The organism is Streptomyces sp. NPDC007945 (assembly GCF_042958885.1).
Classification (GTDB): Bacteria; Actinomycetota; Actinomycetes; order Streptomycetales; family Streptomycetaceae; genus Streptomyces.
In genome coordinates this window covers 597,693-623,847 of sequence record NZ_JBIBJV010000004.1, presented here as the reverse complement: position 1 = coordinate 623,847, position 26,155 = coordinate 597,693, and the positions used below count along the sequence as shown (strand labels likewise).

Annotated in this window: 18 protein-coding genes (1 of these 18 running past the window's edge); 2 read left to right on the top strand and 16 right to left on the bottom strand. The window is 74.4% G+C overall.

The features are described from left to right. The first annotated feature begins 70 nt into the window (after positions 1-70). Complete coding sequence (locus ACFZCF_RS16755; protein ID WP_391287039.1) at positions 71-706, top strand: TetR family transcriptional regulator; 636 nt, start codon at positions 71-73, stop codon at positions 704-706. Positions 707-826: 120 nt separating this feature from the next. Here the strand turns inward: ACFZCF_RS16755 and ACFZCF_RS16750 are convergent, their stop codons facing one another. The 7 genes from ACFZCF_RS16750 to ACFZCF_RS16720 all read right to left on the bottom strand — a co-directional run bounded on the left by ACFZCF_RS16750 (position 827) and on the right by ACFZCF_RS16720 (position 6,489). Beyond that, entirely contained in the window at positions 827-1,759 is a 933-nt protein-coding gene (locus tag ACFZCF_RS16750) for an anti-sigma factor RsbA family regulatory protein (RefSeq protein ID WP_391287038.1), read from the bottom strand. Continuing rightward, on the bottom strand, positions 1,756-2,112 hold the full coding sequence (locus ACFZCF_RS16745) for an STAS domain-containing protein (RefSeq protein WP_391287037.1): 357 nt from the start codon (positions 2,110-2,112) through the stop codon (positions 1,756-1,758). The genes ACFZCF_RS16750 and ACFZCF_RS16745 overlap by 4 nt, the downstream gene beginning before the upstream one ends. A gap of 140 nt (positions 2,113-2,252) precedes the next feature. Then, the gene (locus tag ACFZCF_RS16740) at positions 2,253-2,594 is read right to left on the bottom strand and encodes an anti-sigma factor antagonist (protein ID WP_391287036.1); all 342 of its coding nucleotides are present in this window, start codon (positions 2,592-2,594) and stop codon (positions 2,253-2,255) included. Beyond that, positions 2,591-3,991: a SpoIIE family protein phosphatase gene (locus ACFZCF_RS16735; protein WP_391287035.1), complete on the bottom strand. Its 1,401-nt coding sequence runs from the start codon at positions 3,989-3,991 to the stop codon at positions 2,591-2,593. Before ACFZCF_RS16735 ends, ACFZCF_RS16740 begins: the two co-directional genes overlap by 4 nt. Further along, complete coding sequence (locus tag ACFZCF_RS16730) at positions 3,991-4,794, bottom strand: alpha/beta fold hydrolase (protein WP_391287034.1); 804 nt, start codon at positions 4,792-4,794, stop codon at positions 3,991-3,993. The genes ACFZCF_RS16735 and ACFZCF_RS16730 overlap by 1 nt, the downstream gene beginning before the upstream one ends. An 80-nt stretch (positions 4,795-4,874) precedes the next feature. Then, positions 4,875-5,378 (bottom strand): GNAT family N-acetyltransferase, encoded by a 504-nt coding sequence (locus ACFZCF_RS16725; RefSeq protein WP_391287033.1) that lies wholly within the window; start codon positions 5,376-5,378, stop codon positions 4,875-4,877. 169 nt (positions 5,379-5,547) lie between these two features. Next, positions 5,548-6,489, bottom strand: coding sequence for a methyltransferase domain-containing protein (locus ACFZCF_RS16720; protein ID WP_391287032.1), 942 nt, complete (start codon positions 6,487-6,489; stop codon positions 5,548-5,550). Between the two features lie 791 nt (positions 6,490-7,280). Here ACFZCF_RS16720 and ACFZCF_RS16715 point away from each other — a divergent pair. Continuing rightward, a complete protein-coding gene (locus ACFZCF_RS16715; RefSeq protein ID WP_391287031.1) occupies positions 7,281-7,901 on the top strand; it encodes a VTT domain-containing protein in 621 nt (206 codons plus the stop codon). A 64-nt stretch (positions 7,902-7,965) separates the two neighbouring features. Here ACFZCF_RS16715 and ACFZCF_RS16710 read toward each other — a convergent pair whose 3' ends face one another. The 9 genes from ACFZCF_RS16710 to ACFZCF_RS16670 form a co-directional block, all read right to left on the bottom strand. Then, the gene (locus ACFZCF_RS16710; protein ID WP_391287030.1) at positions 7,966-8,814 is read right to left on the bottom strand and encodes an ABC transporter permease; all 849 of its coding nucleotides are present in this window, start codon (positions 8,812-8,814) and stop codon (positions 7,966-7,968) included. Beyond that, entirely contained in the window at positions 8,811-9,872 is a 1,062-nt protein-coding gene (locus ACFZCF_RS16705; protein ID WP_391287029.1) for an ATP-binding cassette domain-containing protein, read from the bottom strand. Before ACFZCF_RS16705 ends, ACFZCF_RS16710 begins: the two co-directional genes overlap by 4 nt. After that, the gene (locus ACFZCF_RS16700) at positions 9,872-10,831 is read right to left on the bottom strand and encodes a TauD/TfdA family dioxygenase (protein ID WP_391287028.1); all 960 of its coding nucleotides are present in this window, start codon (positions 10,829-10,831) and stop codon (positions 9,872-9,874) included. Before ACFZCF_RS16700 ends, ACFZCF_RS16705 begins: the two co-directional genes overlap by 1 nt. Before the next feature lie 67 nt (positions 10,832-10,898). Then, entirely contained in the window at positions 10,899-11,687 is a 789-nt protein-coding gene (locus ACFZCF_RS16695) for an FkbM family methyltransferase (protein WP_391287027.1), read from the bottom strand. Then, positions 11,684-12,682, bottom strand: coding sequence for a TauD/TfdA family dioxygenase (locus tag ACFZCF_RS16690; RefSeq protein ID WP_391287026.1), 999 nt, complete (start codon positions 12,680-12,682; stop codon positions 11,684-11,686). The genes ACFZCF_RS16695 and ACFZCF_RS16690 overlap by 4 nt, the downstream gene beginning before the upstream one ends. 11 nt (positions 12,683-12,693) lie before the next feature. Beyond that, positions 12,694-13,488, bottom strand: coding sequence for an alpha/beta fold hydrolase (locus ACFZCF_RS16685; RefSeq protein ID WP_391287025.1), 795 nt, complete (start codon positions 13,486-13,488; stop codon positions 12,694-12,696). A 113-nt stretch (positions 13,489-13,601) separates the two neighbouring features. After that, positions 13,602-13,838, bottom strand: a complete 237-nt coding sequence (locus ACFZCF_RS16680; RefSeq protein WP_388449400.1) for an MbtH family protein — start codon at positions 13,836-13,838, stop codon at positions 13,602-13,604. 2 nt (positions 13,839-13,840) lie between these two features. Beyond that, positions 13,841-20,995, bottom strand: coding sequence for an amino acid adenylation domain-containing protein (locus tag ACFZCF_RS16675; RefSeq protein ID WP_391287024.1), 7,155 nt, complete (start codon positions 20,993-20,995; stop codon positions 13,841-13,843). Continuing rightward, positions 20,995-26,155, bottom strand: the end of a protein-coding gene (locus ACFZCF_RS16670; RefSeq protein WP_391287023.1) for an amino acid adenylation domain-containing protein. 10,622 nt of this gene lie beyond the right edge of the window; only the last 5,161 of its 15,783 coding nucleotides appear in the window; its start codon lies beyond the right edge, outside the window; the stop codon is at positions 20,995-20,997. The genes ACFZCF_RS16675 and ACFZCF_RS16670 overlap by 1 nt, the downstream gene beginning before the upstream one ends.

The following is a 26,155-nucleotide window of genomic DNA, read 5'->3' as shown; positions in this document are numbered from 1 at the left end:
GTCATAATAGGCCCATCTATGACAGCGGTCATAGAGTGGAGGCTCGTGAGGTGACGGACGGAGAGCGGAGATGGCGATGCGGGAGCGCGGGCCGCGCGAGCGGATGATCTACAGTGCGGCCCAGCTCATTCGACGCCAGGGAGTCGCCGCGACGGGGATGCGCGAGGTGGCCGCGCACGCCGGGGCGCCCCGCGGCTCACTCCAGCACTACTTCCCCCGAGGCAAGGAACAGCTGGTGAACGAGGCGCTGGACTGGGCGGGGCGGTTCGCCGCCGGCCGCGTCGCGCGTTTCCTGGCGGCCTTGCCCGAGCCGACACCCAGCGGGCTCTTCGCCGAGATGGTGCGGCAGTGGACGGACGAATACCGCGAGCACGGGTTCGCGGCCGGCTGCCCCGTGGCCGCCGCCACCGTCGACTGCGCGGAGTCGGTCGAGTCCACGCAGCAGGCCGCGGCCGCCGCGTTCGCCACCTGGACCGGGCCGGTGGCGCAGGCCCTGGCCGACATGGGAGTGGCACCGGACAGGTCGTACGCGCTCGCCACGCTCATGATCAGCACCCTGGAAGGGGCCATCCTCATCGCCCGCGCCGAGCGGAGCGTCCGCGCCCTGACGACCGTGGTGGACGAACTCGGCCCCCTCCTCGACGCCGCTGCCGGCCGAACCGTCGACCCCGCACCGGGCACCCTTCCGGCAACCGGGAACGGGTAGCGCCGGAGAGGCAGTGACCGCCCCTGCGCGGGGACGGGCCGTTCGAGGGGGCTTTCGACGCCCTCCCGCGCACGGCGGGGACAGGCGGAGAGGGGCGGCCTCTCGGGGCCGCCCCTGCCGTCACAGGTCGAGGTAGAACCGCACGGTCGTGCCCTCGGCCGTCGTGTGGAGGCGGACCAGATCGGCCACGTAGTGGACCAGCATCAGGCCACGACCGCCGATCTGGCCCGGCTCGGGAGGCCTGCGGCCCGCGAGGGGGTCGGACAGGCGGCCCCCGTCGTGGACCTCGCACACCAGTCGGCCGGACTCCGTCCAGAGCGCGAGGGTTCCGCTGCCCCCGCCGTGGACCACGCTGTTGGTGGTCAGCTCGGCCACCGCCAGTTCCAGGTCCATGAGCCGCTCCCCCGCCACGCCCAGGTCCTTGGCGCGGGCGGCGGCGTAGTGGCGGACCCCGGGAAGGTCCTGCCCGCCGAAGGGGAAGGCGGGGACGTCCGCCGGGCGTACCAGGGGCTGGTTGTAGCGGTCCACCACCGCCCGCCAGTCGTAGGCGTCGCTGGCCTCCTGCCGTCCTTCGCCGTCGATGAGCACCGGGTGGGTGGCGCGCGCGTCCGCCAGCACCTCCGGGGCCAGCGCCGACTCGTCGTACGGACAGAGGATCGTCACCGCGCGGCCTTCGAACGCGGCGTTGATCAGCGCCTCGTGCTGGGCGCACGCCGGGTACTCGGCCGCGGACCGGCCCGCCCAGATGGGCTCGCCGATGATCCGCACCCGGCCGCCGGGGTGGGCGTCGGCGAAGCCCCGCAGCACCCGGGGGATGATCCGTCCCGGGTTCCGGCCGGCGTCGGTCATGTCGAGGAACAGGATGCCCTCGGCGTCCGCGCCCAGGGCGGTCCTGATCAGCTCCAGGTTGGGGCCGGGCACGGCGACGGCCATCGGCTCGCCGTGGGCGCGGCCCTCCGCCAGGAAGGCGGCCGTCCGGCGGACGTACTCGTCCTCGTCGCGGTAGAAGAGGGCGGGGTGGACGAACGCCGCGTCGGTGGTCGTCGAGGTCATCGCGCGGTCACCTCGATCCGGTCCAGGTCCGGCCAGAACAACTCCAGGACCCGTGGGAGTTGCGGCGGCGGCGCCTCGATCACGAACCGTCCGTCCGGCAGGTCCATGGCGGTCACGGCGAGCGCCGTCACTCCGGCGACATCGACGAAGGCCACCTCTGACAGTTCCACGTAGGAGACGTCCTGGTGACGCCGGGACAGCTCGGCGAGCGCGCGCTCCCAGGAGGGACGCGTGGCCTCGCCGATCTCGCCGCGGACACGTATCCCGGGACGGCCGGACAACGGGCTCACCTCCAAGGCGGTGTTCTGCGGAACAGCCGGGCCCTGCCCGCCCTTCGCACGTCGGGCTTCCACGCCGGGACTCCTTCTGTCATTCGGCCGTCTACCGGCAGTCCGAGCCCACCACCGGCACCAGGAGGCTCTTCCCGGCCGCCACTGTACCGCCGTCCGGGGACAACCAGGCCGCCCGGGCGGCCCGGTGCCTGTCCGGGTGCCTACACGGCGGCGGTGGCGGAGGCCCCATCGGGGTACAGGGGGAAGATCTGGTCCAGCCCGGCGATGCGCAGTACGCGCAGGGCGAAGTCCGGTACGGCGGCGAGCGCGCACCCGGCTCCCGACGCCTCCGCCCGGCCGCGGGCCACGATCATGGCGGTGATTCCGCTGGAGTCGCAGAACGTCATGCCGGACAGGTCCAGGACGAGTCGCTCGCCCGGCCGCAGGGCGAGGGCGTCGAGTTCTCGGCGCAGCTCGGGTGCGTGGGCGTAGTCCAGGTCGCCGACGATCTCCATGACCGGACCGGTCGCGGCGTCTCGGACGGTGATCTTCAGAGGGCTCATGCGGGGCTTCTCGTGGAGGGGCGGGCGGGACCCTCGGCGGGCGTGCCGAGGGCGAGCAGCGCGGTGTCGTCGTCGAGGCCCGCGCCGAAGTCCTCCAGGAGGCCGGTGAGGGCGTGGACGAGGGCCTCGGGGGGACGGCCGGCGTGTGCGGTGGCGAAGGCGAGCAGCGCCTCGTCCCCGAAGAGGCTGGTGCGGTCCGCGCCGGTGCGGGCCTCGGTGAGCCCGTCGGTGTAGAGGAGGAGGGTGTCGCCGGGGGCGAGGGTGGTGGTGGCGGTGGTGAAGGGGGCGGACGGCAGGATGCCGACCAGGAGGCCGCCGGGCGTGTGCAGGTATTCGGCCGTGCCGTCGGCGCGCAGCACCAGGGCCGGCGGGTGGCCTCCCGAGGCGAGGCTGACGACGACCTGCCCGGTCGTGGGGTCGGGTTCGAGGGTGCCGAATATGGCGGTGCAGTAGCGCGGGTCCCCGCCGACGGCGTAGCGCTCGTGGAGGACCTTGTTGAGCGTGCCGAGGGCGGAGACGGGGTCGGGGTCGTGCAGGGCGGCGGCGCGCAGGGTGTAGCGGGTGAGCGAGGTGACCGCGGCGGCCTGGGGGCCCTTGCCGCACACGTCACCGAGGAAGAAGGCGAAGCGCTTGCCGTCGACGGGGAAGACGTCGTAGAAGTCGCCGCCGAGCCGGTCCGGCGAGGCGGTGTGGTAGTACGCCGCCGTCTCCACGCCCGGGACCCGAGGCAGGTCGTCGGGCACCAGCGAGCGCTGGAGGGCGGCGAGGGCGTCCTGCAGCCTGGCCCGGTCGGCCTCGGCCTCCTGGCGGGCCGCCTCGGCCTGCCGACGTGACTCCTCGGCCTGCCGACGTGACTCCTCGGCCTGCCGGCGCGCCTCCTCGGCCTGGCGGCGCGCCTCCTCGGCCTGGCGGCGCGCCTCCTCGGCCGCCTTCCTGCCGCGCAGCAGCTCCTCCTCGTAGGCGCGCCGGTCGCGGCCGTCGAAGACGGTGGTGCGGATCAGCAGGGGCTCACCCGTGGTCCCCAGCTTGACCATCGAGGAGATCAGCACCGGGATCCGACCCCCGCCGGCCGGCTTCATCTCCAGGGCGATGCCGCTGATCTCGCCCTGCATCCGCAGCAGCGGAGCGAAGTGCGTCTCGTGGTACAGCTTGCCGCCGACGGTCAGCAGGTCGGTGAACCGCATCCGGCCGACCACCGCCTCGCGCCGCAGCCCGAGCCAGTCCAGCAAGGTGTTGTTGATCTTCGCGATGACGCCGTCCATCAGGGTGGACAGGTATCCGCAGGGGGCGGCCTCGTACAGCTCTTCGGCGCTGTCCTCCAGGAGCGCGGTGAACGCGGGGTCGTACGTGGTACCGGCGTCCGGGTCGTACGGGTCGGGCTGCGCGGCGCGGCACATCAGCGCAGACCGGCCAGGAAGTCCTGGATCGCCTCGTTGGTGGCCTCTGGTGCGGACAGGTGCGGGCAGTGGCCGGTCGCCCGCAGGGTGACGAGGTGCGAGCCGGGTATCGCCCGGTGCACGAAGGCGCCGACCTCCCGGGGCGCGATGACGTCCTGGTCGCATTCGAGCACGAGGGTGGGGACGGCGACCTTCTTCAGGTCGTCCCGGGAGTCGGAGAGGAAGGTGGCCCGGGCGAAGATCCGCGCCATGTCGGGATCGGTGGCGCAGAAGCTGTTCGTGAGCTCCTCCCCCAGTTCGGGGCGCTCGGGGTTGCCCATGATCACCGGGGCCATCGCGGCCGACCAGCCCAGGTAGTTCGCCTCCAGGGACTCCAGGAGCTCGTCGATGTCCGCGGCGCTGAAGCCGCCGCGGTAGCCCTCGTCGTCGATGTAGCGGGGGGAAGGGGCGACCATCACGAGTGCCCCGATCCGCTCGGGGGCCGCCTCGGCGGCCATGACGCCGATCATGGCGCTGACCGAATGCCCGACGAACACCGCGTCGCGCAGGTCGAGCGCCTCGCACACCTCCACGACGTCACGGGCGTAGCCGTCGAGGGTGCCGTACCGGTCCTCGGTGAAGGCGGTCAGGTCCGAGCGCCCGGATCCCACGTAGTCGAAGAGCACGACCCGGTGGTCCCGGGCCAGGGCGGGGACCGTCAGCCGCCACATGTTCTGGTCGCATCCGAACCCGTGGGCCAGCACGACGGTGGGGCCCTGGGGGTTGCCGGTGACCGTGACATTGTTCCTGCGGGCGATGTCCATCGGGACAGTCTCGCAGGACCCGCGAGTGAATATGCCACGGCTCCGCGGCCGGGGCCGTTCGCCGCCCGGCGTCGACGCGCCTACGCGCCGGGGTGCGCCGGCAGGGCGAGCCAGTCCGACCAGGAGATGTCGCGGCCGAGGAAGCGTGGCCGCTCGAACGGCCAGTCGGCGGCGATCCACCGCGGCACCAGCGCGTCGAGGGCCTGCTCGACCTCACCGCCCACCAGCTCGTCCACCACCCACCAGGAAATCTCGCCGTCCGCGCCGGTCCTCTCCGGCGGGTCGATGTAGACGCAGCCGAGCAGGGCTGTCTCCGCCGCGTCGAACAGCGCGTAGTTGAAGGACTGGTGGGCGGCGATCTCCTTCTCGTGCCGCGCCAGGTCCGCTCGGTCCGCCTCGTAGGTCAGGGTGGCCGCGGGCCAGCCCCAGGCCGGGCCGAAGAGGCTCCAGAGCCGCTCGCGGGAACCCATCACGGCCGGGTGGTCGAGCGGAGCGTCCGCCTCGCGGATCGGCCGCAGGTGATGGACGCCGCCCGGTAGCGGTACCAGGACGGGGTGGACGAAGTCTTCGGGAAGCCAGCTCATGGCGCCCGACCGTAGCAGCGCGCGGCCGCCCGCTCCCCGGGATCTTCCCGGACACCGCCGGCCCCGCCCTTCCGCCGGGCAGGGGTCCGCGACCGCCCGCCCCCGCCCCTCCGGCGCGGTCGCGGGAGGGGCGGGGGCGGGCGGTCGCGGGCTTCGGAGGCGGAGGGGGTCAGGTGGGCGGCTTGTGGGCGACGGCGACGATGGCCGCGCGGGGCACCTCGGCGACGAAGCCGTCCTCGGAGCGGTGAACGGTCGGCGCCGGTGTGAAGTCGGTCGTCCCGGGCAGGGTCGCCAGGTACGTCTCGTGCTGGAAGTACTCCTCCAGGAGTCGCCAGCGGGCGTCGGTTCCGCCCAGGGTGGCGAAGAACGCGCCCACTCCGTACATGTCGGCCACGTACGCGCACATCCGGCGGCGTGCCTCTTCCGGCGTGGCGCCGCGGACGACGAGGGGGTCGTACAGGTCGACGACCCGGGCGGGGGTGCCCGCCTCGGCGAAGAGTTCGGTCAGGAGGTCGCGGGAGAAGTGGCGGTAGTCGTGGCCGGCCGTGGTGTGGGGGTGGACGATGTCGGTGAAGAACCGTGCCATGGGGCTGGTGTCGTCGAAGTCGTGCAGGACCACGTGGCCGCCGTCCCTGACGACGCGCAGGGCCTCGGTGACGGCGTCGAGCCTCTCGTGCGGCGCGATGTGGTGGGTTCCGTAGGCGAGCAGTGCCGCGTCCATGGTGCCGTCGGCGAGGAAGAGGTGGTCCGCGGCCTGCCGGATGGCGGCCAGGCCCTGGGCGAGGGCCCGTTCGACCATGTCCCCCGAGAGGTCGCCGGTGAGGATGTGGAGGCGGTCGCGCAGGTCGGGGGCGTTCTCGTGGACGGCGCGGGCGATGGTTCCGTCCCCGCCCAGGACGTCGAGGACGGTGCGGGGGGCGGCCGGGTCGTGCGTGGCGCGGGAGGGAGCGGCCAGTTCGAGCAGTTGTCGCATTCCCGTCCAGCGGACGGAGGAGTCCTGCTGGGCCCTGCGGTAGGAGTCGCCGCGTCCGGTGTCGTCGGAATCGAATTCCGTGGTCGTCGCGGCCAGTGTTCTGAGCGCTTTGTCGGCGCCCGGTCGGGCGAAGTCCACGGACGATTTCAGGACCGGGTGGGCCGGAACCGTGTCGCGCAGATAATCTTCGAGGGTCAGGGACGGTAAGTAGGTTTCCGTTCCCGCCGGTGCATCCGCCTGCATTTCCACCAATCCGGTCAGTCGATGGATCCCGTCGTGGACGACTGGTCGTTCCGTGTGCGGGGCTCTCACCCTCCGCAACTCATGTGCGGCCCGTTATTCCGCCGGTCGGCACCGGGGTGCGTGCCGGGCGGAGTTCGGGGCCCCCGGGGTTCGGCCAGTCCGGTCCGCAGTTTCACCGTCGCACCCTTTCAGGGCACCGATCCCGCGTCAAGAGTGCTCACGCCGGGGTGCGGCACCCTTGTGCGGGCCGTGTCGGTCGTCCCGTCCGGTGGTCGAACTCCGGGGAAAGGGAAGGGGCTTCCTCAGGCATTTCGATTCAGACCGACATTCCCCGATATTCCTCTTCCCGTCGGATCCGTTCAGTGAATCGCCTCTCCGCGCCTCCGGGAAGGGCGTCCGCCATACCCCGTCGGCGCGGAGGCCGGGGAAGGCGGTCGCCGCGTCGGGCGGCGGGTCCGTCGTAGGGGGTGATCGCGGTCGGGAGGAAGGAATCGTCCGGCGGTCCCTGGTAGGTTGGCGTCCCTTCGTCCTTCTCCCCGCCCATACCGGCCGTCCGGGTATGCGCCCGGCGATTCCGGGAAGTCGTCTCCCCGTTCCCTCCGGTGAGTTCTCGGAAGAAGGACGCGCGAATCCCGGGGGCGCCGCCGGGAGGGCTCCCTGAGCGAGGAGAGGCGGATCGGGCTGCCATGTCGTGGGTGAACGAGGTACTGACAGCGGTGTCGGACATGAGCCCGGTCGCCAGATTCGGTCTGGCCTCCGCGTTCGCGTTCGCGGAGTCCGGGCTCGGCGCCGGCATGGTCGTCCCGGGCGAGGTCGCCGTCCTGGCGCTGAGCGCCGGAACGGAGGGGACACGCCCGCTGCTGGCCCTGTTCCTCGTGGTCACGATCAGCAGCTCGGCCGGCGACCACATCGGCTACTTCCTCGGCATCCGCTACGGGCAGCGCATGCGGGGGACCCGCCTGGTGCGCCGGATCGGGCAGCACCACTGGGACCGCGCGCAGGAACTCTGCCACCGGTACGGGGCGAGTGCCGTCTTCCTGACCCGGCTCCTGCCCGTGGTGCGCACGCTCACCCCCGCGACCGCCGGGGTCGGATCCGTGCGCTACCTCCGCTTCCTGCCCGCCTCCCTCGCCGGTGCCGCGATGTGGTCGGCGCTCTACGTGTCCGCGGGAACGCTGGTCTCCGCCTCCCTGCGCGAGGCCGAGAGCGTGCTCTCCACCATCCTTTGGACCCTGCTGGGCGTGGCGGTCGCCCTCACGCTCGCGACCGTGTGGTGGCGGCGCAAGCACCGCCGCCGCAGCTCCTGACCGCGCGCCGCGGCGTCCGACGCCGCGCGCCCGGGAGGGTGGGATCCGTCGGCGCTTCGTCATGTCACTCGTCGGGGGGCCGGCGGACGGCGCGTGCGGCGAGGACCATCATCGCCGCCATCAGGCCCAGGGCCGCGCACAGCGCCGCGGGCACCTCGCCGCCGACGTGCCCTCCCAGGGCGAGGCCGCGTGACGCCTCCACCGCGTAACTGACCGGGTTGACGGTGGCGACGGCCGCCAGCCAGCCGGGCAGCACGTCGACCGGCACGAACGCGCTGGAGGCGAACATCAGCGGGAAGTTGACGAAGAACCCGATGCTGGAGAGCACCTCCACCTTCCGCAGCCACGCGGCCAGCGCGATGAAGATCCAGATCAACGACCAGATCACCACCGTGGACAGCGCCAGCGCCGCCACCAGGCCTCCCACCCCTCCCCCGGCCCGGTAGCCGAACAGCAGATGGCCCGCGACGACCAGGACCAGCAGCTGCATACCGGAGCGCGTCAGATCGGCGATCGAACGCGCCACCAGCACCAGCGGCAGCGACAACGGCAGGACGCGGAAGCGGCGTACCATCCCGCCCTCCATGTCCCGCACCAGCCCGACCCCCGCGGACTGCGAGGTGCCGATCCCGGTGGTGACGAGGAGGGCGGGCAGCAGGAACTCGATGTAGGACACGCCGCGCGGCAGGATCGAGCGGTCCGCGAGGCTGCCGAAGACCTGACTGATGAGCAGCAGCATCACCACGGGCTGCGCCACGCTGAACAGCACCACCCTGCGGTCCGCGTAGACCAGGCGGATCTGGCGTGCCGTGAGGACCCGCAGTTGCGCGGCCCTGCCCGCCGGTCTCCAGCGCGGGGCGCGCTCTTCCGCGGCGGTCTCGGCCGAGGGCGCCATCGTCCCAGGTACGTTCACGGGGTCTCCGGGGTGTCGCCGGTGCGCCGTTCGGCCGCCGGGAGGGTGATCCGGTGGGCGGTGCGCGCCGGAGCGGGGGTGCCGGGGCGGGCGGGGCCGCCCGTCGCCGGGGCGGGGCCATCGGGGGCCGTCGTGGTGAAGGCGAGGTAGACGTCGTCCAGGGAGGGCTCCGCGTAGCGGATCTCGGTCACGTTCTGTCCCACGGCGTCCAGCACCCGGATCACCACGGCCAGATCCGCCGAATCCCCCGCCGGCACGGTCAGTTCACCGGGCCCTGCGTCGCCGTCCGAGGGGAAGCCGGCCCGGCGCAGGGCCTCGGCGGCCACGGTCCTGTCGCCCTGCGGTCCGACGCGCAGCGAGATGGAACCGCTGCCGGCCCGCGCCTTCAGCTCCGGCGCCGTACCCGACACCAGGACCCGGCCCGCGCCCAGGACGGTGATCCGGTCGGCGAGCCGGTCGGCCTCCTCCAGGTACTGCGTCGTCAGCAGAACCGCGGTGCCCTCCCGCGCGAGCCCCTGCACCCGCTCCCACAGGCCGAGGCGGCTGGGCAGGTCCAGTCCCACGGACGGCTCGTCCAGGAACAGGACGTCGGGTCGGCCGACCAGTCCCAGCGCCAGGTCGAGCCGGCGGCGCATCCCGCCGGAATACGACCCCGCCCTGCGTCGCGCGGCGGCACGGAGGCCGAACGCCTCCAGCAGCTCGTCCGCCCGGCCGGCCGCCTGCGCCCTGGAGGCTCCGCAGAGCCGGGCCACCAGGACGAGGTTGTCGTAGCCGGAGAGCTCCTCGTCGAGCGCGGCGAACTGTCCGGTGACCCCGATGCGCCGGCGCACCTCGTCGGGGCGGCCGACCACGTCGAAGCCGGCGACCGAGGCGGTGCCCGAGGTGGGGGGTGTGAGGGTGGACAGGACGTTGACGAGGGTGGTCTTGCCCGCCCCGTTGTGGCCCAGGAGGCCCATGATCTCCCCGCGCGCCACCGTCAGGTCCACGCCGTCGAGGGCCTGGACCGCGCCGAAGCGCTTGTGCAGGCCGGTGGCGTGGATCACCTGGTCCACCGCCATCAGCTCAGCACGCGCCCGTGATGGGCGCGCGCCGCGCGGGACCGCCGGTGGTCCAGGTGGACGAAGGTGCGCTGGAGCCAGCGGTCCTGGCCGTCGTAGCGCGGGACGAAGGCCGTCCGCCCGTGCAGCGCGACCCGGTTGTCCACGTACACCAGGTCGGCCGGGTCCAGGACCAGTTCCTCGGAGACGGTGCGGACGGCGTCCGCGAGGGCCTCCAAGGCCTGCCTGCCCCAGGGGTCGCTCGTGTGGGTGGCGTGGAAGTCGACGCGGATGTCCGGGTCCTCCGCGTCACCGGTGAGCACGGCGTGCGGCTTGGTGCCGCTGTCCGGCCGTCCGAAGGAGGGCGGCGGCTCGGTGGTGAACAGGGGTCGCCGCAGCGTTTCGCGGGTGCCGGCGTCCAGGTGGTCCATCGCGGCGCGGACGGAGGCGACCCGCAGCCCCGCGGCCCGGTCGTGGTCGCTGCGGACGCAGAACAGGCCGACGTAGTCGGGGCGGTGGGGGTGGAAGGCGTTCTCGGTGTGCATCTCCAGCGGGACGGAGCCGGCGTTGGACTGCTGGCCCTCCCGGCCGGGCACGGGCACCACGTTCTGCACGAGCGCGCCCTGCTTCTCGTTGCGGTAGGCGATGACCTCGCCGAGTTCCATGGACAGGGCGCACAGCACGGAGGCGCTCAGCGTCGCCGTGCGCTCCACGGAGTCGGCCTCCCGCGGAGTGGCCGGTACGCGGTCGGCGGCGGGGAGGTTGCGCAGGAGCAGTCTGCCGGTGGGGCCGGGGTCGTGGCGGAAGGCGCGGATGCGGTCCTGGAGGCGGGCGGGCAGGTGGCAGGAGAGGGCGCGGCACCGGTCGAGCCACTCCCCCTCGTCGACGAGGCCCGGGCGGGTGCGGGTCAACTCCAGGGCGAGGGCGGCCACGTCGTCGCGTTCGGCCTCGGACAGGGTGAAGGTGTTCTCGGGTTCCATGCTGTCTCTCCGGGGTGGGGAACCGTTCGGTTCGGATCTGCGGTGGGCGGCCGGGCGGGGAGGGGGCTCAGCCGCGACGCGGCCGCGCGACGGCGAACACGCTGTGGCGGTCGCTGCCCGCGTACCGGTCCTCCTGCTCGGTGAGGACGCGGAACCCGCGCCGCTCCAGTTCGTCGGCCACCGCGCCCAGCCGGCCTGCGGTGCTGCTGCCGGGGCTGTCGTGCACCTCCATGGCGATCTGGCGGACCAGGGGCCAGTGCCGGTCCTCCAGGCCCCGCAGCACCTCCCGCTCACCGCGCTGGACGTCGATCTTCAGGAGGTCGATCCGGTCCACGGGGTGTTCGTCGAGGACGGCCGAGAGGGGGCGGAGCCGGCAGGTCACCTTCTCCTCCCTGAACCGGAAGGCGAGGAGTTCGTCCAGCATCCGCTCGGCCTCGGGCAGGTGGTCGGTCCGCACCTGCCCCCGGACGAAGGCGCGTTCGGCCTCGGTGTCCGCCAGGGTGCTGAGGGTGGACATGGTCGAGTAGCCCGGATAGTGGGTGAACTCGACCTCCTGTTCCGCCTCGGCGAGGCCGTAGGGATGGACGAGCCCCGCCACCGCGTGGCGCTCCCGGTTGCGGCGCAGGATGTCGTACACCGGGGGGACCGGTTCGAAGGAGTGGACCGTGGCGCCGGGTCTCTCGGAGCGCACGAAGAGGGTGAACATGCCGATGTTGGCGCCGACGTCGAAGACCACCGGGGCCTCGGGCAGGTGCAGGGCCTCGGGCAGATAGGCGCGGCGGGTGAAGATCTCGTCGTAGAGGAACTCGGTCTCGTGCTTGTTGAGTCCTTCCACGTCGGTGAGGGCGATGGTCATCGGTCACCCTCCCGCGGGGCCCGCGGCGGCTGTCCGGGGCGGGGCGAGCCGCCCTGGTCCGACATGGCGACGAGGATGCGGCGGTCGCCGGTGAAGGGCCTGCGGCCGTGGGCCGCCTGGACGTTGTCGACGAGCATGAGGTCGCCGGGCCGCCAGTCGTTGTCCACGGCGTGCTCCAGTCCGCGGTCGCGGACCTGGCGCGCGTACGCGGCCGGTATCGGGGAGCCGTCCGCGAAGGCGACGGACTGGGGCAGTTCCTCCGGGGGCAGCATCTGCATCAGTGCGGCGGCGGCCTCGTCGCCGAGCGTGGCGGGGTGCCACTGGTCGCTCTGGTTGAACCACAGCGGCTCGCCCGTGGCGGGGTGCTCGATCGTCGCGGGCCGCACGTGGCTGACGCGCAGTCCGTTGCGGGCGTTCCACTGCCAGGTGGCCCCGGTGCCGGAGAGGTACTCCTCGACCTCCGAGCGGTCCTCCGTCTCGAAGGTGTCCTGCCAGCTCTTGCCGAGCCCGCGTCCCCCGTGGAGGTTCTGTGTGTAGCGCAGGCCGCCCGCGAAGGCGTCGCGGACGTCCTGGTCCAGGGCCCGGTACCAGGCGGCGTTGTCCACCACCGGTGTCGCGCCGCCGCTGTCGGCCGCCCGCTCGCAGTAGAAGAGCAGCCGGGCCGGCCACTGCGCGGCGTACGACATCTCGCTGTGCATCGAGATGGTGAACTCCGCCGGGTACTCGGTGGAGGTGTACACGTTGTGGCCGACCTTGGTGCGCGGGGAGTTGCCGAAGACGTACGGCAGGCGGTCGGGGAGCAGGAGCGGCATGATCTTCTCCAGCTCCCGCGGGCCCACTCCGAAGCCGCTCAGGACCAGCACCTTGTGTGCGGCGAGGAGTTCGTCGGTGCGCGCCGAGTCCTGGAGGAGGTCGGCCAGGGCGTCGGCGGTGGCGGGCAGCGCGTGGCTGTCCGGACTGATCACGGCGGGCCGCCAGGAGGTGGTCGGTTCCATGGAGGGCTCTTTCATGCGTCGAGGAATTCGGTGATGAGCCGGTTGACCCGGTCGGGCTGTTCGAGGTAGCCGTAGTGGCCGCAGTCGGGCACCACGTGGTAGTCGGCTCGGGGCAGGGCGTCGGCGACCTCCTTGGCCAGGTGTGCCGGTGCCACGAGGTCGTCGGCGAAGGCGATCACCCGGCAGGGGGCGGTGATCCGGGCGAGGTCCTCCCGGTGGTCGTCGGCCGTGCTGATCTCGCGCTGGGTGCGGACGCCGGGGCCCGCGGTCCCCGCCAGTTCGAAGAGGTCGAGCCAGTCGGTGATCCGCTCGTCGTCGGCGAGCGTCCGGGGCGAGAGGTTCTGCAGGGCCCGCACCACCGCCCGGTAGCGGGGCGGGACGGTGACGCCGCTGTCGGCGAGGTCGATCTCGGCGGCGGTCGCGGCGGCCCTCATCCGGTCCGCGCGGGGCCGTGGCGCGATCAGGACGCAGCGGGAGACCAGGTCGGGGCGGATCCGGGCGACCTCGCACGCGACCCTGGCCCCCAGGGACGTGCCCACGACCGCGCACGGGCCCAGGCCGAGGTGCTCGATCAGGCCGATGGTGTCGGCGGCCATGTCCTGAAGGGTGAAGCCGGCGCCGCCGCCGCTGGGGTGGATGCCCCGGTTGGTGAACGTGACGGCCTCGAAGCCGGCGGCGACCAGCGCGGGCACCTGGTGCAGGTGCCAGCCCGTTCCGGCGGCGCCGCTCCCCATGATCAGGAGGACGGGGGGCCCGTTGCCGGTGCGTTCGTGGTCCAGGTCGATCCCGTTGATCCGTGCCAGCATCCAGGCTTCCTCGCAGTTCGTCGGCGGTCTCCGGGACCGGGGTCGGGTCGGGGGTCGGGCGCGGAGGGCGCGGGCGGGCGGCCGTGGACCGGCCGCCCGCCCGCGCCCGGACGTCACCGGGTCGCGCCCTCGGTCTTCTCGTGGGCCTCCATGGCGTCGATGAGGCTCTGGGGGCGCATGTCGGTCCAGTTCGCCTCGATGTAGTCCAGGCACTCCTGGCGCGGGCGCTCGCGCACCACGGCCCGCCAGCCCTCGGGGATCTCGACGAAGTGGGGCCACAACGAGTGCTGGTTCTCGTCGTTGACCAGGACGTGGAAGACACCCTCGGCGTCGTCGAAGGGGTTGGTCATCGTCATACCTCTCGTTTCTTCGTGGTGGCTCCCCGCAGGGAGTCCAGTCGGTGGGTCAGGACGCGGCCGGCTTCGGCGACCGACGTCGGTTCGGTGAGCATGGACATGTGGGCGGCGTCCAGCCGGTGCACCTCGACGCCGCCTCCGGTGTGCGGCTCCCACGCCGCCGGGTCGAGGGTGCGGGTGCGTTCCGCGGTCATCAGGACGATGCCGCAGCGGACGCGGCCGGGGGTGAAGGAGCGCATGAGGCGGACGTTGTTGACGTAGACGTCCTTGGCCGCCGTCAGTTCGGCGTCGTCGAGGTGGCCGAGCGAGCTGTCGACCCGGCGCAGGTGGGCGCGGAACCGCTCCAGCGGGAAGCGCCCGGCGCGCTGGTCGTCCTCCTCCCAGGCGAACCCCGAGTCGCGCAGGTTGGCCGCCACGATCTCGGCCTCGGACCCCCCGGACCGTCCGCCGGGGTCGCCGGTGCGGTGGGGAGGATAGGCGTCCAGCATGGCGAGCAGGTCCACCCGCTCCCCGGCGCGCTCCAGCAGGCCCGCCGCGGTGTGGGCGACGTGGGCCCCCAGGGACCAGCCGAGCAGCCGGTAGGGGCCGTGGGGGCGGACGCGGCGGATCAGCCGGACGTAGTCCTCGGCCATCTCCTCGACGCTCGCCGGCAGACCGGAACCGTCCGCTGGGGTGCGGGCCTGCAGCGCGTGGAGGGGGACGTCGGTGGGGAGCCGGGGCAGGAGGCTTGCGTACGCCCATCCCAGGCCGACGGCCGGGTGGAAGCAGAACAGGGGCGGCTGGTCGCCGCGGCCCCGCAGGGTGAGCAGGGGCGCCGGGGCGCGGCGCTCGGCGCCCCGGCCGATGTGCGCGGCGAGGGCGGCCGGGGTGGGGGCCTCGAAGAGGTCCCGCGCGGCCACGGCCACGCCCAGGCGCTCACGGACCCGGGTGACCAGGCGGACGGCGAGCAGCGAGTGCCCGCCGTTCTCGAAGAAGCCGTCGTCGGCGCCGATGGACGTGCGCTCCAGGACCTCGGCGAACACCTCGCAGAGGGCGGCCTCGCGGTCGTCGCGCGGCGGCCGGCCCGCCTCCTCGGCCAGTGGTTCGGGCGCGGGCAGGGCGTCCCGGTCGAGTTTGCCGTTGGCGGTGGTCGGCAGGGCGTCCAGCACCAGGAAGGCGGCGGGCACCATGTGGGGCGGAAGGAGGGCGGCCAGGTGCGCGCGGAGCTGGGTCGCGGTGGGGCGGGGCGGTCCGTCGGCCGGTACCGCGTAGGCCACCAGCGCGCGTCCGCCGGGCCCGTCCTCCCGCAGGACGACCGCCGCCTCCCGTACGGCGGGGTGCTCGGTGAGCCGGGCCCGGATCTCCCCGGGCTCGACGCGGAAGCCGCGCAGTTTGATCTGCTCGTCGGCGCGGCCCACGTGGTGGACGCGGCCCTCCCGGTCCCGGCGGGCCAGGTCGCCGGTGCGGTACATCCGCTCCCCCGGTTCTCCGAAGGGGCAGGCGACGTACCGGCTCGCGGTGAGCGCCGGGCGGTCGCCGTAGCCGCGCGCCAGTGAGGCGCCCGCGAGGTACAGCTCGCCCGTGACGCCGGGCGGGAGGGGGCGCAGCCGGTCGTCGAGCACATAGGCCCGGGTGTTGGGCACGGGGGTGCCGATGGCGGGCGGGGGGCCGCCGGGGGTCAGGGCCTCGCTGGTCAGGGTGACCGCGGTGGCCTCGGTGGGCCCGTAGATGTCGAGCATGCGACGGCCGGGGGCCCAGCGGTCCACGAGGGGGGTGGTGACCGCCTCGCCGCCGACGACGAGGCAGCGCAGGCCCTCCAGCCCTTCGGAGGGGAGGCCGCTCAGCACCGCAGGGGGGATGAAGGCGTGGCTGATGCGGTGTTCGGCCAGCATGTCGGCGAGCGGCTGCCCGGCGAGGAGGGGTCCGTCGGGCAGGACGAGGGTCCCTCCGGTGGTGAGGGCCATGAGGAGTTCCAGTACGGCGCCGTCGAAGGACGGGGAGGCGAGTTGGAGTACGCGGCTGCCGGGCTCCACGGGGTACCGCTCCCGCTGTGCGGTGGCGAGTGACAGCAGGCCGCGGTGTTCGGTCACGACGCCCTTGGGGCGGCCCGTGGAGCCGGAGGTGTAGACGACGTACGCGGCGTTGCCGGCGGTGAGGGGGGCGTTGCGGTCGTCGTCGGTGAGGTCGGCGTCCGGCTCCCGGTCCGGTTCGTCGGCGGGGACGAGGACCGGGACGCCGGCGATCTCCTCGCGTCCCGCCGCGGACGGGTCGTCCGCCAGGACCAGGGCGCAGACGCTGTCGCGCAGCATGAAGGCGATGTGCGGTCCGGGGTGGCCGGGGTCCACCGGTACGGCGGCGCCGCCGGCCTTGGCGACGGCCAGCAGGGCGGTGATCTGCCCGAGGGAGCGCGGCATCAGGACGGCGACGCGCTGTTCGGGGCGGATGCCGCGCCGCACCAGCCGTCGGGCCAAGCGGTTGGCGCGGGCGTTGAGTTCGGCGTACGTCAGGTGGTGACCTGCGTGTTCGAGGGCGGTGGCGTTCGGGGTGCGGGCGACCTGCTCCTCGAACATCCGCGGCAGGGTCGCGACCAGGCCCGCGCGCCGGGTGGCGTTCCACGCGGTGACCACCGTGTGCCGCTCGTCGGCCGCGAGGAGTTCCCGGGTGCCGATGGCGGCGGTCGGTTCCGCCGCCCAGATGGCCAGCATCCGGGCGAAGCGGTCGAGGAGGCCGCGCGCGGTCTCCCGGTCGAAGAGGTCGGCGCTGTATTCGAGGGCGGTCTCGATGCCCGTGGGCCGCCCGTCCTCCGCGTGGGTCTCCAGGAAGGTGAACATCAGGTCGAACTTCGAGCGGTCGGCGTCCACGTGGTGCGGGGTGACGGAGAGTCCGGGGGGCCGGCCGCCCTGGCGGTCCATCTGCTCCTCGGTGTTGTTGCAGGAGAGGGCGACCTGGAAGAGGGGGTGGCGGCCGAGGGACCGGGTGGGGCTCAGCCGCTCCACCAACTGCTCGAAGGGCAGGTCCTGGTGGGCGTAGGCGGCCAGCGCGGTCTCGCGGACCCGGCCGACGAGTTCGGCGAACGTGGGGTCGCCGGAGGTGTCGGTCCGCAGGACGAGGGTGCTGACGAAGAATCCGACCAGCTCCTCCACCGCTTCGTCGGTGCGCCCGGCGACCGGGGCACCGATGGGGATGTCCTCACCGGCGCCCATGCGGGTGAGGAAGGCCGCGACGGCGGCCTGGACGACCATGAACACGCTGGCCCGGCAGGTTCGGGCCAGGTCGGTCACGGCGGAGTGGACCGTCGCCGGGAGCGTCAGCCACACCTGGCCTCCGGTGCGGGTCGGGCGGGCCGGGCGCGGCCGGTCGGCGGGCAGCCGAAGCTCCTCGGGGAGCCCGGCCAACTGCTTCTCCCAGTAGTCCAGTTGGACGGCGGCGAGGCTCGCGGGATCCGTCGGGTCGCCGAGGTGGCGCCGCTGCCACAGGGCGTAGTCCGCGTACTGCACCGGCAGCGGTCGCCAGTGGGGCGCCCGGCCCGCGCGGCGCGCGGTGTAGGCGGTGAACAGGTCGCGCAGGAGCCGCCTGCCCGACCAGCCGTCGGTGGCGATGTGGTGGAGCACCAGCACGAGGACCCGGCTGCGCGGGCCGCTCTCCAGCAGCCAGGCGCGCAGCGGCGGCTCGGTCTCCAGGTCGAAGCGGTGGGCCGCCAGCTCGGCGAGGGTGCGGTCGACGTCCTGGTCGGCGACCGGGACGACGGTGAGGGCCCCGTCCTCGCGTCGGGCCGGGAGCACCTTCTGGTACGGGCCCTCGGGGCCCTCCGGGAAGACGGTGCGCAGCGTCTCGTGCCGTTCGGTCACGTCGTGCAGCGCGGCTTCCAGCGCCGGGACGTCGAGGTCGCCGTCGAGCCGCAGGGCCCGGTGGATGTTGTACGTGGCGTCGGGGCCGGTGAGCCGGTGCATGATCCAGAGCCGCTGCTGGGCGTAGGAGAGCGGGACGTGCTCGGGCCGCCGCACGGGCGTCACCGGGGGGCGGCGGCCGTCGTGGGAGTCCAGCAGGGCGGACAGGGAGCGCACCGTGGGGTGGTCGAAGAGGCGGCGCACCGGCAGCTCCGTGTCGAGGGCGGCCCGCACCCTGCTGGCCAGCCGGGTGGCCAGCAGGGAGTGCCCGCCCAGGGCGAAGAAGTCGTCGTCGATGGAGACCCGGGGGCGCCGCAGCACGTCGGCGAAGATGCCGCACAGGATCTCCTCGCGGGGAGAGCGGGGCGCTCCCCCGGCCTGTGCGTCGGCGACGGAGGGCTCGGGCAGCGCGGCCCGGTCGATCTTGCCGTGGGGCGTGACGGGCAGCGCGGGCAGTTCCACCAGGTGCGCGGGGACCATGTAGGGCGGCAGGGTCCGGCGCAGGTGCTCCAGGATCCGCTCGGTGGGCAGCGGGTGCGCGGGGGTGCTCGTCGCTCCTTCCGGCTCGGCGGGGACGGCGTAGGCGACCAGTCGGGCGTCGCCGGGCGTGTCCTCCCGCAGCACCACCGCGGCGCGGCGGACCGCGGGGTGGGCGGCCAGCGCCGCCTCCACCTCGCCGGGCTCCACCCGGAAGCCGCGCAGGCTGATCTGGTCGTCCACCCTGCCCAGGTACTCCAGCCGGCCGTCCTCGTCCCAGCGCACGAGGTCGCCGGTGCGGTACATCCGCTCCCCGGCGGCGTAGGGGCAGGCGACGAATCGCTCCGCGGTCCTGCCCGGGTCGCGGAGGTAGCCGCGGGCCAGGCCGGCGCCGGCGACGTACAGTTCGCCCGGGACGCCGACCGGCACCGGGGCGAGGCCGGGGCCGAGCACGAACAGGCGGGTGTTCCACAGCGGCCGTCCGATGGGGACCGGCCCGTCGCCGACCGGTTCGCGGGGGGCGATGTGATGTTCGGAGCAGTTCACGGTCGTCTCGGTGGGCCCGTAGACGTTGTAGACGGTGACGTCCGGGTGGTCGGCGCGCCAGCGCCGCAGGTGGCGGCCGGTGAGCTGCTCGCCGCCGAAGGTGATCGCCCCGGTGGGGCTGACCCGGTCCGGAAGCCCTTCGAGGAGGGGCAGGTGGCTGGGGGTCACCTTCACGAAGTCCGGGGAGGCCTCGCCGGGGCGCAGGACCGGTTCGTCGTCCAGGGAGGCGAGGCGCACGGTGCCGCCGCTGATCAGCGGGACGTACAGGGCGCCGACGGTGAGGTCGAAGGAGACGGGCGAGTGCACCAGGGAGCGGCCGTCGGACGGGTACTGTTCCGAGCCGCGCAGCAGGTAGCCGACGAGGGAGCGGTGGGCGACGACGACGCCCTTGGGGCGGCCGGTGGACCCGGAGGTGTAGATGGCGTAGGCGGCGTTCCGGGGGTCCACGGGCGCGGGGAGTTCGCGCGGGTCCAGGGGGCCGCCGGGCAGCCTCCGGAGGGCGGCGGCGGTGTCCGGTCCGTCCAGGACCAGCAGCGGGAGTCCGGCCGGCAGCCGGTCGGCCAGGTCGGCGGTGGTGACGGTGAGGACGGGGTCGGCCTCCCGCAGCAGCCGGGCCACCCGGTCGGCCGGGTGGGCGGGGTCCACCGGGACGTAGGCGGCTCCGGTCTGCCACACGGCGAGCGCGGTCTCGACCAGTTCGGGCGAGCGCGGCAGTACGAGGGCGACGAACCGCTCGGCCCGGGCGCCGTGCTCCGCCAGCAGTCGGGCCAGGCGGCCGGAGCGGTCGGCGAGCCCGGCGTAGTCGAGGGAGCGCTCGGCCGTCTCCACGGCGGTCCGGCGGGGGGTCCGGGCGGCCTGCCGGAGGAACAGTTCGATGGCGGTGGTGTCCTCGACCGGGCGCGCGGTGTCGTTGAACTTCTCCAGCACCAGGGAGCGTTCGGTGTCGTCGAGGACGTCGAGCCTGCCCAGGGGGAGGTCCGGGGCGGCGAGGAAGGCGTCGACGAGCCGCAGCAGGCGGTCGCGCAGGGCGGCCGCCAGGCGGGGCGTGACCGCGCTGGGCCGGTGGCCGAGGCGGAAGCGGATCCGCGGGCCCGGGGAGGCCAGGAGGCCGAGCGGGTAGTGCATCGCGTCGCGCATCCTGGAGGCCACCACGCGTACGCGTCCCGGCGTGTCGGTGGACGCGTCGGAGGGCTCGTCGGCGGGGCCGTCCGGGTAGTTCTCGAACGCCATCACGGAATCGAACAGTTCGCCCCGGCCGGCCAGGCGCTGGATGTCGGCCAGCCGCAGGTGCTGGTGGTCGAGGAGCGCGCTCTGCTCGCGCTGCAGCCGCCGCAGGAAAGCCGTCAGGGGTTCGCCGACGGGCATCCGGGCCCGCAGCGGGACCGTGTTGGCGAACAGGCCGATCATGGACTCGACGCCGTCCAGCTCCGGCGGGCGTCCGGAGACGACCACCCCGTAGACGACGTCCTGGCTGCCGGTGGTGCGGGCCAGGGTCAGGGCCCACAGCCCCTGCACGACCGTGTTGAGCGTGAGGCCGGCGCCTCGCGCCGCCGCGGTCAGACCGGCGGAGGCGGTCTCCGGCAGCTCGAAGTCGAGCCACGTCGGCGCCTCCGCGGCCCGGTCGGCCCGCGGGGCGACGAGGGTGGGGGCCTCCAGTCCCGCCAGGGCCCCGCTCCAGGCCTCCCGCGCGGCCCCTTGATCGCGGCCCGCCAGCCAGGCGAGGTAGTCCCGGTAGGGGCGCACCGGCGGCAGGGCGGAGGCGTCTCCCCCGGTGCGGTAGAGCAGCATGAGCTCGCGCAGCAGCATCGGCATCGACCAACCGTCCAGCAGGATGTGGTGGTTGGTGAGGGCGAAGCGGTGGCGGTCGTGGGCCATACGCAGCAGCAGGAACCGCACCAGCGGCGGCTTGGAGGGCCGGAAACGGCGCCAGCGGTGCTCTTCGAGCCGTCGGGCGGCCTCCGCGTCCGGGTCGTCGGCCGTGCGCAGGTCGGCCTCCTCCCAGGGGAGTTCGACCTCTCGGGGGACGAACTGCACCGGGTCCTTCAGGGCGCGGGTCGCGAAGCCGGCCCGCAGGTTGTCGTGGCGGCGGAGCAGGGCCCCGGCCGCGGCGCGCAGCGCCGGAACGTCCAGCGGTCCGCGCAGCTCCACCTCGGTCTGGACGGTGTAGACGTCGACGGCCTCGTCCCCGGCGTATTCGCTGTGGAAGAGGAGACCCTCCTGCAGCGGGGAGAGGGGCAGGACGTCCTGTAGGGATCCGCGCATCAGCCGGCCTTCCACTCTGCTTCGAGCTCGTCGAGTTCGGCGTCGGAGAGTTCGACCAGGGGGGCCGGGTCCGACAGGGGCGGGGGGCCGGCCGGGGGCGGTTCGGCCGACGCGAGCTCCTCCAGCTCGCGGAACCAGAGGTCGGCCAGTTCGCGGACGTCCCGCTCCCGGTGGAGCCGGCCGGCCCAGGACCAGGTGGCGATCAGGCGCGGGCCCTCGGACCCCTCGACGGCGACCGCGGTGACCTCGATCTCGTGGGCCAGGGGGAGGCCGTCGGGCTGGCCGGCGAGCCCGCTGCCCACCGGCGACCAGTCGGTGGCCCGGTCGGACGCGTCCCGGTGGCCGCCCGAACCGCCGAAGCGGCCCAGGTAGTTGAAGCCGAAGCGCGGTGCGGGCAGGGACGCGAGCCGCTGTCGTGACCGCGGGTTGAGGTAGCGCAGGAGGCCGTAGCCGAGACCGGCGTCGGGCGCCCGGTCCAGGAGCGCGCGCAGCGCCCGCAGCGCGGCAGTCCGATCGTCGCCGGGCCCGGCGGCGGGCACCCGGACGGGGTGGACGGCGGTGAACCAGCCGACCGTGCGGGAGAGGTCCGCTCCGGGGACGACGTGCTCCTCGCGGCCGTGGCCCTCCAGGTCCACCGTGACGCCGCCGGCGGCCTCCGCCGGGCGCCAGCGCCGCACGGCGGCGGCGAACGTCCCGAGGAGCACCTCGCTCACCCCGACGCCGAGCGCGGCGGGCACCGGACCGAGCACGGCGCGGGTGGCGGCGGCCGGGAGGGTCAGGGACAGGGCCTCCTCGGTGCTCCGGTCGTCGAGGGCGGGGTCGAGGCGCCCGGTCTCCCAGGGCCGCGCGGACTGCTCCTCCCAGTGGGCGCACCGCTCCGCGCGGCGCGGGTCGGCGGCCAGCTCCGCCAGGTGCCGGGCCCACATCCGCAGCGGGGTGCCCACCGGGTCGAGGCGGGGCTCCCGACCCTCGGCGAGTGCCTCCCACGCGCTGCCGAGGTCGGCGGTGAGGATGCGCCAGGAGACTCCGTCCACGACGAGGTGGTGGGCGACGAGCGCGAGGTGTCCCGGCTCCGCGGGCCCCCGGTCGAACCAGACGGCGCGCAGGACGGAGCCCTTCCGCGGGGCGAGCAGGTCACGGGCCGCGGCGCAGCGCGTCCGCACCAGCCGGTCCAGCTCCTCCTGCTCGACGCCCGCGGCGTCCACCCGCTCCAGCACGGTGGCCGCGTCCACCGCGCCCGCCTCGGCGATCTCCATCCGCCAGTGGCCGTCCTCCGGTTCGGCCCGCATCCGCAGTGCGTCGTGGTGGTCCAGGAGCGTCTGCAGGGCCCCGGTCACCACGGCAGCGTCGGCCCCGGCGGGGACGCGCAGCAGCACGGACTGGTTGTACCCGTCGACCGCGCCGCCCAGCTCGGCGAGCCAGGAGCTGATCGGCGTCGGCGCCATTGGGCCGGTTCCCCGGCCGCGGAGCACCTCGGTCGCCGGGCCTCCGGGGCGCGAGAGGGCGGCGAGCGCGGCGGGCGTGCGTTGTTCGAAGACGTCGCGGACGGTCATCCGGCCGCCGGCCGCGCGCACCCGGCCGACGAGCTGGATGGAGCCGATGCTGTCGCCGCCGAGGGTGAAGAAGTCGTCGTCGGCGCCGACCTCCGCGAGCCCCAGCACCTCACGGAACGCCTCGCACAGCGCGCCTTCCCACGCGTCGCGCGGCGGCCTGCTCCGGTGCGGGGCGTCGGCGGGCGCCGGCGGCTCGGGCAGCGCCTGGTGGTCGAGCTTGCCTCCCGGGGCCAGCGGCAGGGCGTCCAGCCGGACGAACGCCGCGGGGACCATGTACCGGGGCAGCCGGGACGCGAGCGCCTGCCGGAGGGCGTCGGGGTCGAACCGCTCCGGCGGGGCCGCGACGTAGGCGAGGAGGCGTTCCTCGCGCAGGACGACGGCGGCCTGGCCGATCTCGGGACGGTCGAGCAGGGCGGTCTCGATCTCGCCCGTCTCGACGCGGAAGCCGCGCACCTTCACCTGGCCGTCGCGGCGGCCGAGGTACTCCAGGTTGCCGTCGGTCCGCCAGCGGGCGAGGTCGCCGGTGCGGTACATCCGCTCCCCCGGCTCCCCGAACGGGCAGGCCACGAACCGCTCGGCGGTCAGACCCGGCCGGCCCAGATAGCCCCGGGCCACCCCGACGCCGCTGACGTACAGCTCCCCGGGGACGTTGGCGGGCACCGGACGCAGGCGTTCGTCCAGGACGAACAGCCGGTGTCCGGCCAGCGGGCGTCCGATGGGCACGGTGTCGGGGGGCAGCGCGTCACCCGGTTCCAGGACGAAGTCCGCGCAGCTCACGGTGGCTTCGGTGGGTCCGTAGTCGTTGTAGACGCGCAGGCCCGGGTGGGCGCGGCGCAGCCGGGCGAGACGGGCCGCGGTCAGCTGCTCGCCCCCGACGACCAGGTCGGCCGCGGGGGCCGCCCAGGAGGCGATCGTGTCCAGGAAGGCGAGGTGGGAGGGGGTGACCTTGAGCAGGTCGGGGCGGGCCGGGGCGTCCTGCTCCGGAGCGTCGAGGTCCGCCACCACGACGCAGCCGCCGGCGATCAGCGGGGTGAACAGGGTGGTGACCGTGAGGTCGAAGGCCGGGGAGCCGTGCAGCAGCGCGGTTCCGGCGGCTCCCCGGTAGCGGGCGGCCGAGCGGACCAGGAAGGCGGCGAGGGAGCGCTGTTCGACCACGACGCCCTTGGGGGTGCCGGTGGACCCGGAGGTGTAGACGACGTAGGCCGGGTCGTGGCTCGCGGCCGGTGAGCGGCGGTCGGCGTCGGTGCAGTCGCCGCCGTCGAGCCGGGCGAGCGCCGCCTCGGTGTCCGGGGCGTCGAGGTGGACCACGGGGCCGGCGCCGGCCGGGAGGGCGCCCTGCGTCCCGGTGAGGGCGAGGACGAGCACCGGGCGGGCGTCCTCCAGCATGTGGGCGATCCGCTCGGCGGGCAGCTCGGTGTCCAGCGGGACGTAGGCGGCTCCGGCCTTCTGGACGGCCACCAGGGCGGTGAGCAGTTCGGGGCCGCGCGGCAGCAGGACGGCGACGGTGTCCTCGGGGCCCGCTCCACGGGAGGAGAGGAGCCGGGCCAGCCGGTTGGCCCGGTCGTTCAGCTCGGCGTAGGTGACCTCCCGGTCGCCGTGGCGGACGGCGGGGGCGTGCGGGGTGCGGGCGGCCTGCGCCTCGAACAGGTCGGGGAAGCGCGCGTCGTCCTCGGGCGCGGCGACCGGTCCGGGGTCGGGCTCGCTCCACGTGCCCTCCAGGAGCGCGCGTTCGCCCGGCAGCAGGATGTCGATCTCGTCGAGCCGGGCGCCGGGCGCGGCCACGGCGGCCTCCAAGAGCCGGCCGAACCTTTCCGCGAGGCGCTCGGCGGTGCCGCGGTCGAAGAGGTCGGTGCTGTACTCCAGCACCCCGCGCAGTCCGGCGGGGCCGCCGTCGTGGGCGCGGGTCTCGGTGAGCGCGAAGGTGAGGTCGAACTTGGAGGTGGTGACGCCGAGCCGCTGTCCGCTCACGGTCAGGCCGTCCAGTTCCGGTGCGGCCTCGCGCGCCCGGGCCGTCTCTGCCGTGTCGTAGTTCAGGGAGACCTGGAAGAGCGGGTGGCGGGCCAGTGAGCGTTCGGGGTCGCGGAGTTCCACGAGGCGTTCGAAGGGGAGGTCCTGGTGCGCGTACGCCCCCAGGTCGGTGGCCCGTACCCGCTCGAGGAGCTCACCGAAGGTCGGGTCGCCCGAGGTGTCCGTCCGCAGCACCAGCGTGTTCACGAAGAACCCCACCAGGTCCTCCAGCGCGTCGTCCACACGCCCGGCCACCGGCGAACCGATCGGCACGTCCGTCCCCGCCCCCAACCTCGTCAGCAGAGCCGCCAGCGCCGCGTGCACCACCATGAACGGCGTCGCCCGGAACTCCCGCGCCAGCTCCACCACCCGCCCGTGCAACCCCGGCGGGACGGTGAAGGGGACGCTGTCCCCGCGGTGCGAGGGGACGGCGGGCCGGGGCCGGTCGGCGGGCAGCGGCAGCTCCTCGGGGGAGCCGGCCAGCGCGTCGTGCCAGTAGGCGAGTTGGGCGGACAGGGCGCTGTCCTCCTCGTGCTCGTCCCCCAGGCGGGCCTGCTGCCACAGGGCGTAGTCGGCGTAGGCGACCGGCAGCGGCGGCAGGGCCGGGGCGCGTCCGGCGTGGCGGGCGGCGTAGGCCGCGGCCAGATCGGCGATCAGCGGCCGCTGCGACCAGGCGTCGGTGGCGATGTGGTGCAGGACGAGCAGCAGCGTGTGCTCGTCGGGCGCGGTGGCGAACAGGTGGGCGCGCAGCGGTGGTTCGGCGTCGAGCCGGAAGGCGTGGTCGGCCGCCTCCCGCAGCAGGCGGGGAAGGGCTTCCTCGTCGGTCCGGACGGGGCCGGTGAGCGGGGCCGGGTGGTCGGCGGGCAGGACGACCTGGTGCGGGCCGTGCTCGTCCTCGGCGAAGACGGTGCGCAGGCTCTCGTGCCGGGCGACCACGTCCCCCAGCGCGGCCCGCAGCGCCGCCACGTCGAGCGGACCGGTCAGGCGCAGCGCCAGTGGGACGTTGTAGGTGGCGCTCGGCCCCTCCAGCTGCCGGACGAACCACAGGCGGCGCTGGGCGTAGGAGAGGGGCAACCGCTCGGGGCGCGGGTCGGCGGGGCGCAGCCGGGGTCCGGCCTCGCCCGCCGCGGAGAGCGCGGCGGCGAGGCCGGCCACGGTCGGTGTCTCGAAGACCTCGCGGACCCCGAGCTCGACGCCGAGCGTGCTGCGGACGCGGGCGACGAGCCGGGTGGCGAGGAGGGAGTGGCCGCCGAGGGCGAAGAAGTCGTCGTCCACGCCGACCGCGGGCACGCCCAGCACGTCGGCGAAGAGCCCGCACAGGATCTCCTCGCGCGGTCCGCGCGGCGCCCGGCCCGGGCCCCGGCCCGCCGTCGCCTCGGGCGCGGGGAGCGCGGCCCGGTCCAGCTTGCCGTTCGCGGTCAGGGGCAGGCCGTCGTCCAGCACCACCAGCGCCGAGGGGACCATGTACTCGGGCAGCACCGCCCGGACGGCGGCGGCCACGGCGTTGCGGTCGAGGACGCCGCTCCCGCCGGCCGGTACCAGATAGCCGACCAGTCGGGCGGAGCCGGCGGCGTCGGGGCGCACGGCGGCGGCGGCCCGG

Bases quoted from the DNA above. Each gene is read 5' to 3' on its own strand.
- ACFZCF_RS16755 (WP_391287039.1), top strand. From the start codon at position 71: ATGGCGATGCGGGAGCGCGGGCCGCGCGAGCGGATGATCTACAGTGCG.
- ACFZCF_RS16750 (WP_391287038.1), bottom strand. From the start codon at position 1,759: ATGACCTCGACGACCACCGACGCGGCGTTCGTCCACCCCGCCCTCTTC.
- ACFZCF_RS16740 (WP_391287036.1), bottom strand. From the start codon at position 2,594: ATGAGCCCTCTGAAGATCACCGTCCGAGACGCCGCGACCGGTCCGGTC.
- ACFZCF_RS16735 (WP_391287035.1), bottom strand. From the start codon at position 3,991: ATGTGCCGCGCCGCGCAGCCCGACCCGTACGACCCGGACGCCGGTACC.
- ACFZCF_RS16730 (WP_391287034.1), bottom strand. From the start codon at position 4,794: ATGGACATCGCCCGCAGGAACAATGTCACGGTCACCGGCAACCCCCAG.
- ACFZCF_RS16725 (WP_391287033.1), bottom strand. From the start codon at position 5,378: ATGAGCTGGCTTCCCGAAGACTTCGTCCACCCCGTCCTGGTACCGCTA.
- ACFZCF_RS16715 (WP_391287031.1), top strand. From the start codon at position 7,281: ATGTCGTGGGTGAACGAGGTACTGACAGCGGTGTCGGACATGAGCCCG.
- ACFZCF_RS16705 (WP_391287029.1), bottom strand. From the start codon at position 9,872: ATGGCGGTGGACCAGGTGATCCACGCCACCGGCCTGCACAAGCGCTTC.
- ACFZCF_RS16700 (WP_391287028.1), bottom strand. From the start codon at position 10,831: ATGGAACCCGAGAACACCTTCACCCTGTCCGAGGCCGAACGCGACGAC.
- ACFZCF_RS16695 (WP_391287027.1), bottom strand. From the start codon at position 11,687: ATGACCATCGCCCTCACCGACGTGGAAGGACTCAACAAGCACGAGACC.
- ACFZCF_RS16690 (WP_391287026.1), bottom strand. From the start codon at position 12,682: ATGGAACCGACCACCTCCTGGCGGCCCGCCGTGATCAGTCCGGACAGC.
- ACFZCF_RS16685 (WP_391287025.1), bottom strand. From the start codon at position 13,488: ATGCTGGCACGGATCAACGGGATCGACCTGGACCACGAACGCACCGGC.
- ACFZCF_RS16680 (WP_388449400.1), bottom strand. From the start codon at position 13,838: ATGACCAACCCCTTCGACGACGCCGAGGGTGTCTTCCACGTCCTGGTC.
- ACFZCF_RS16675 (WP_391287024.1), bottom strand. From the start codon at position 20,995: ATGCGCGGATCCCTACAGGACGTCCTGCCCCTCTCCCCGCTGCAGGAG.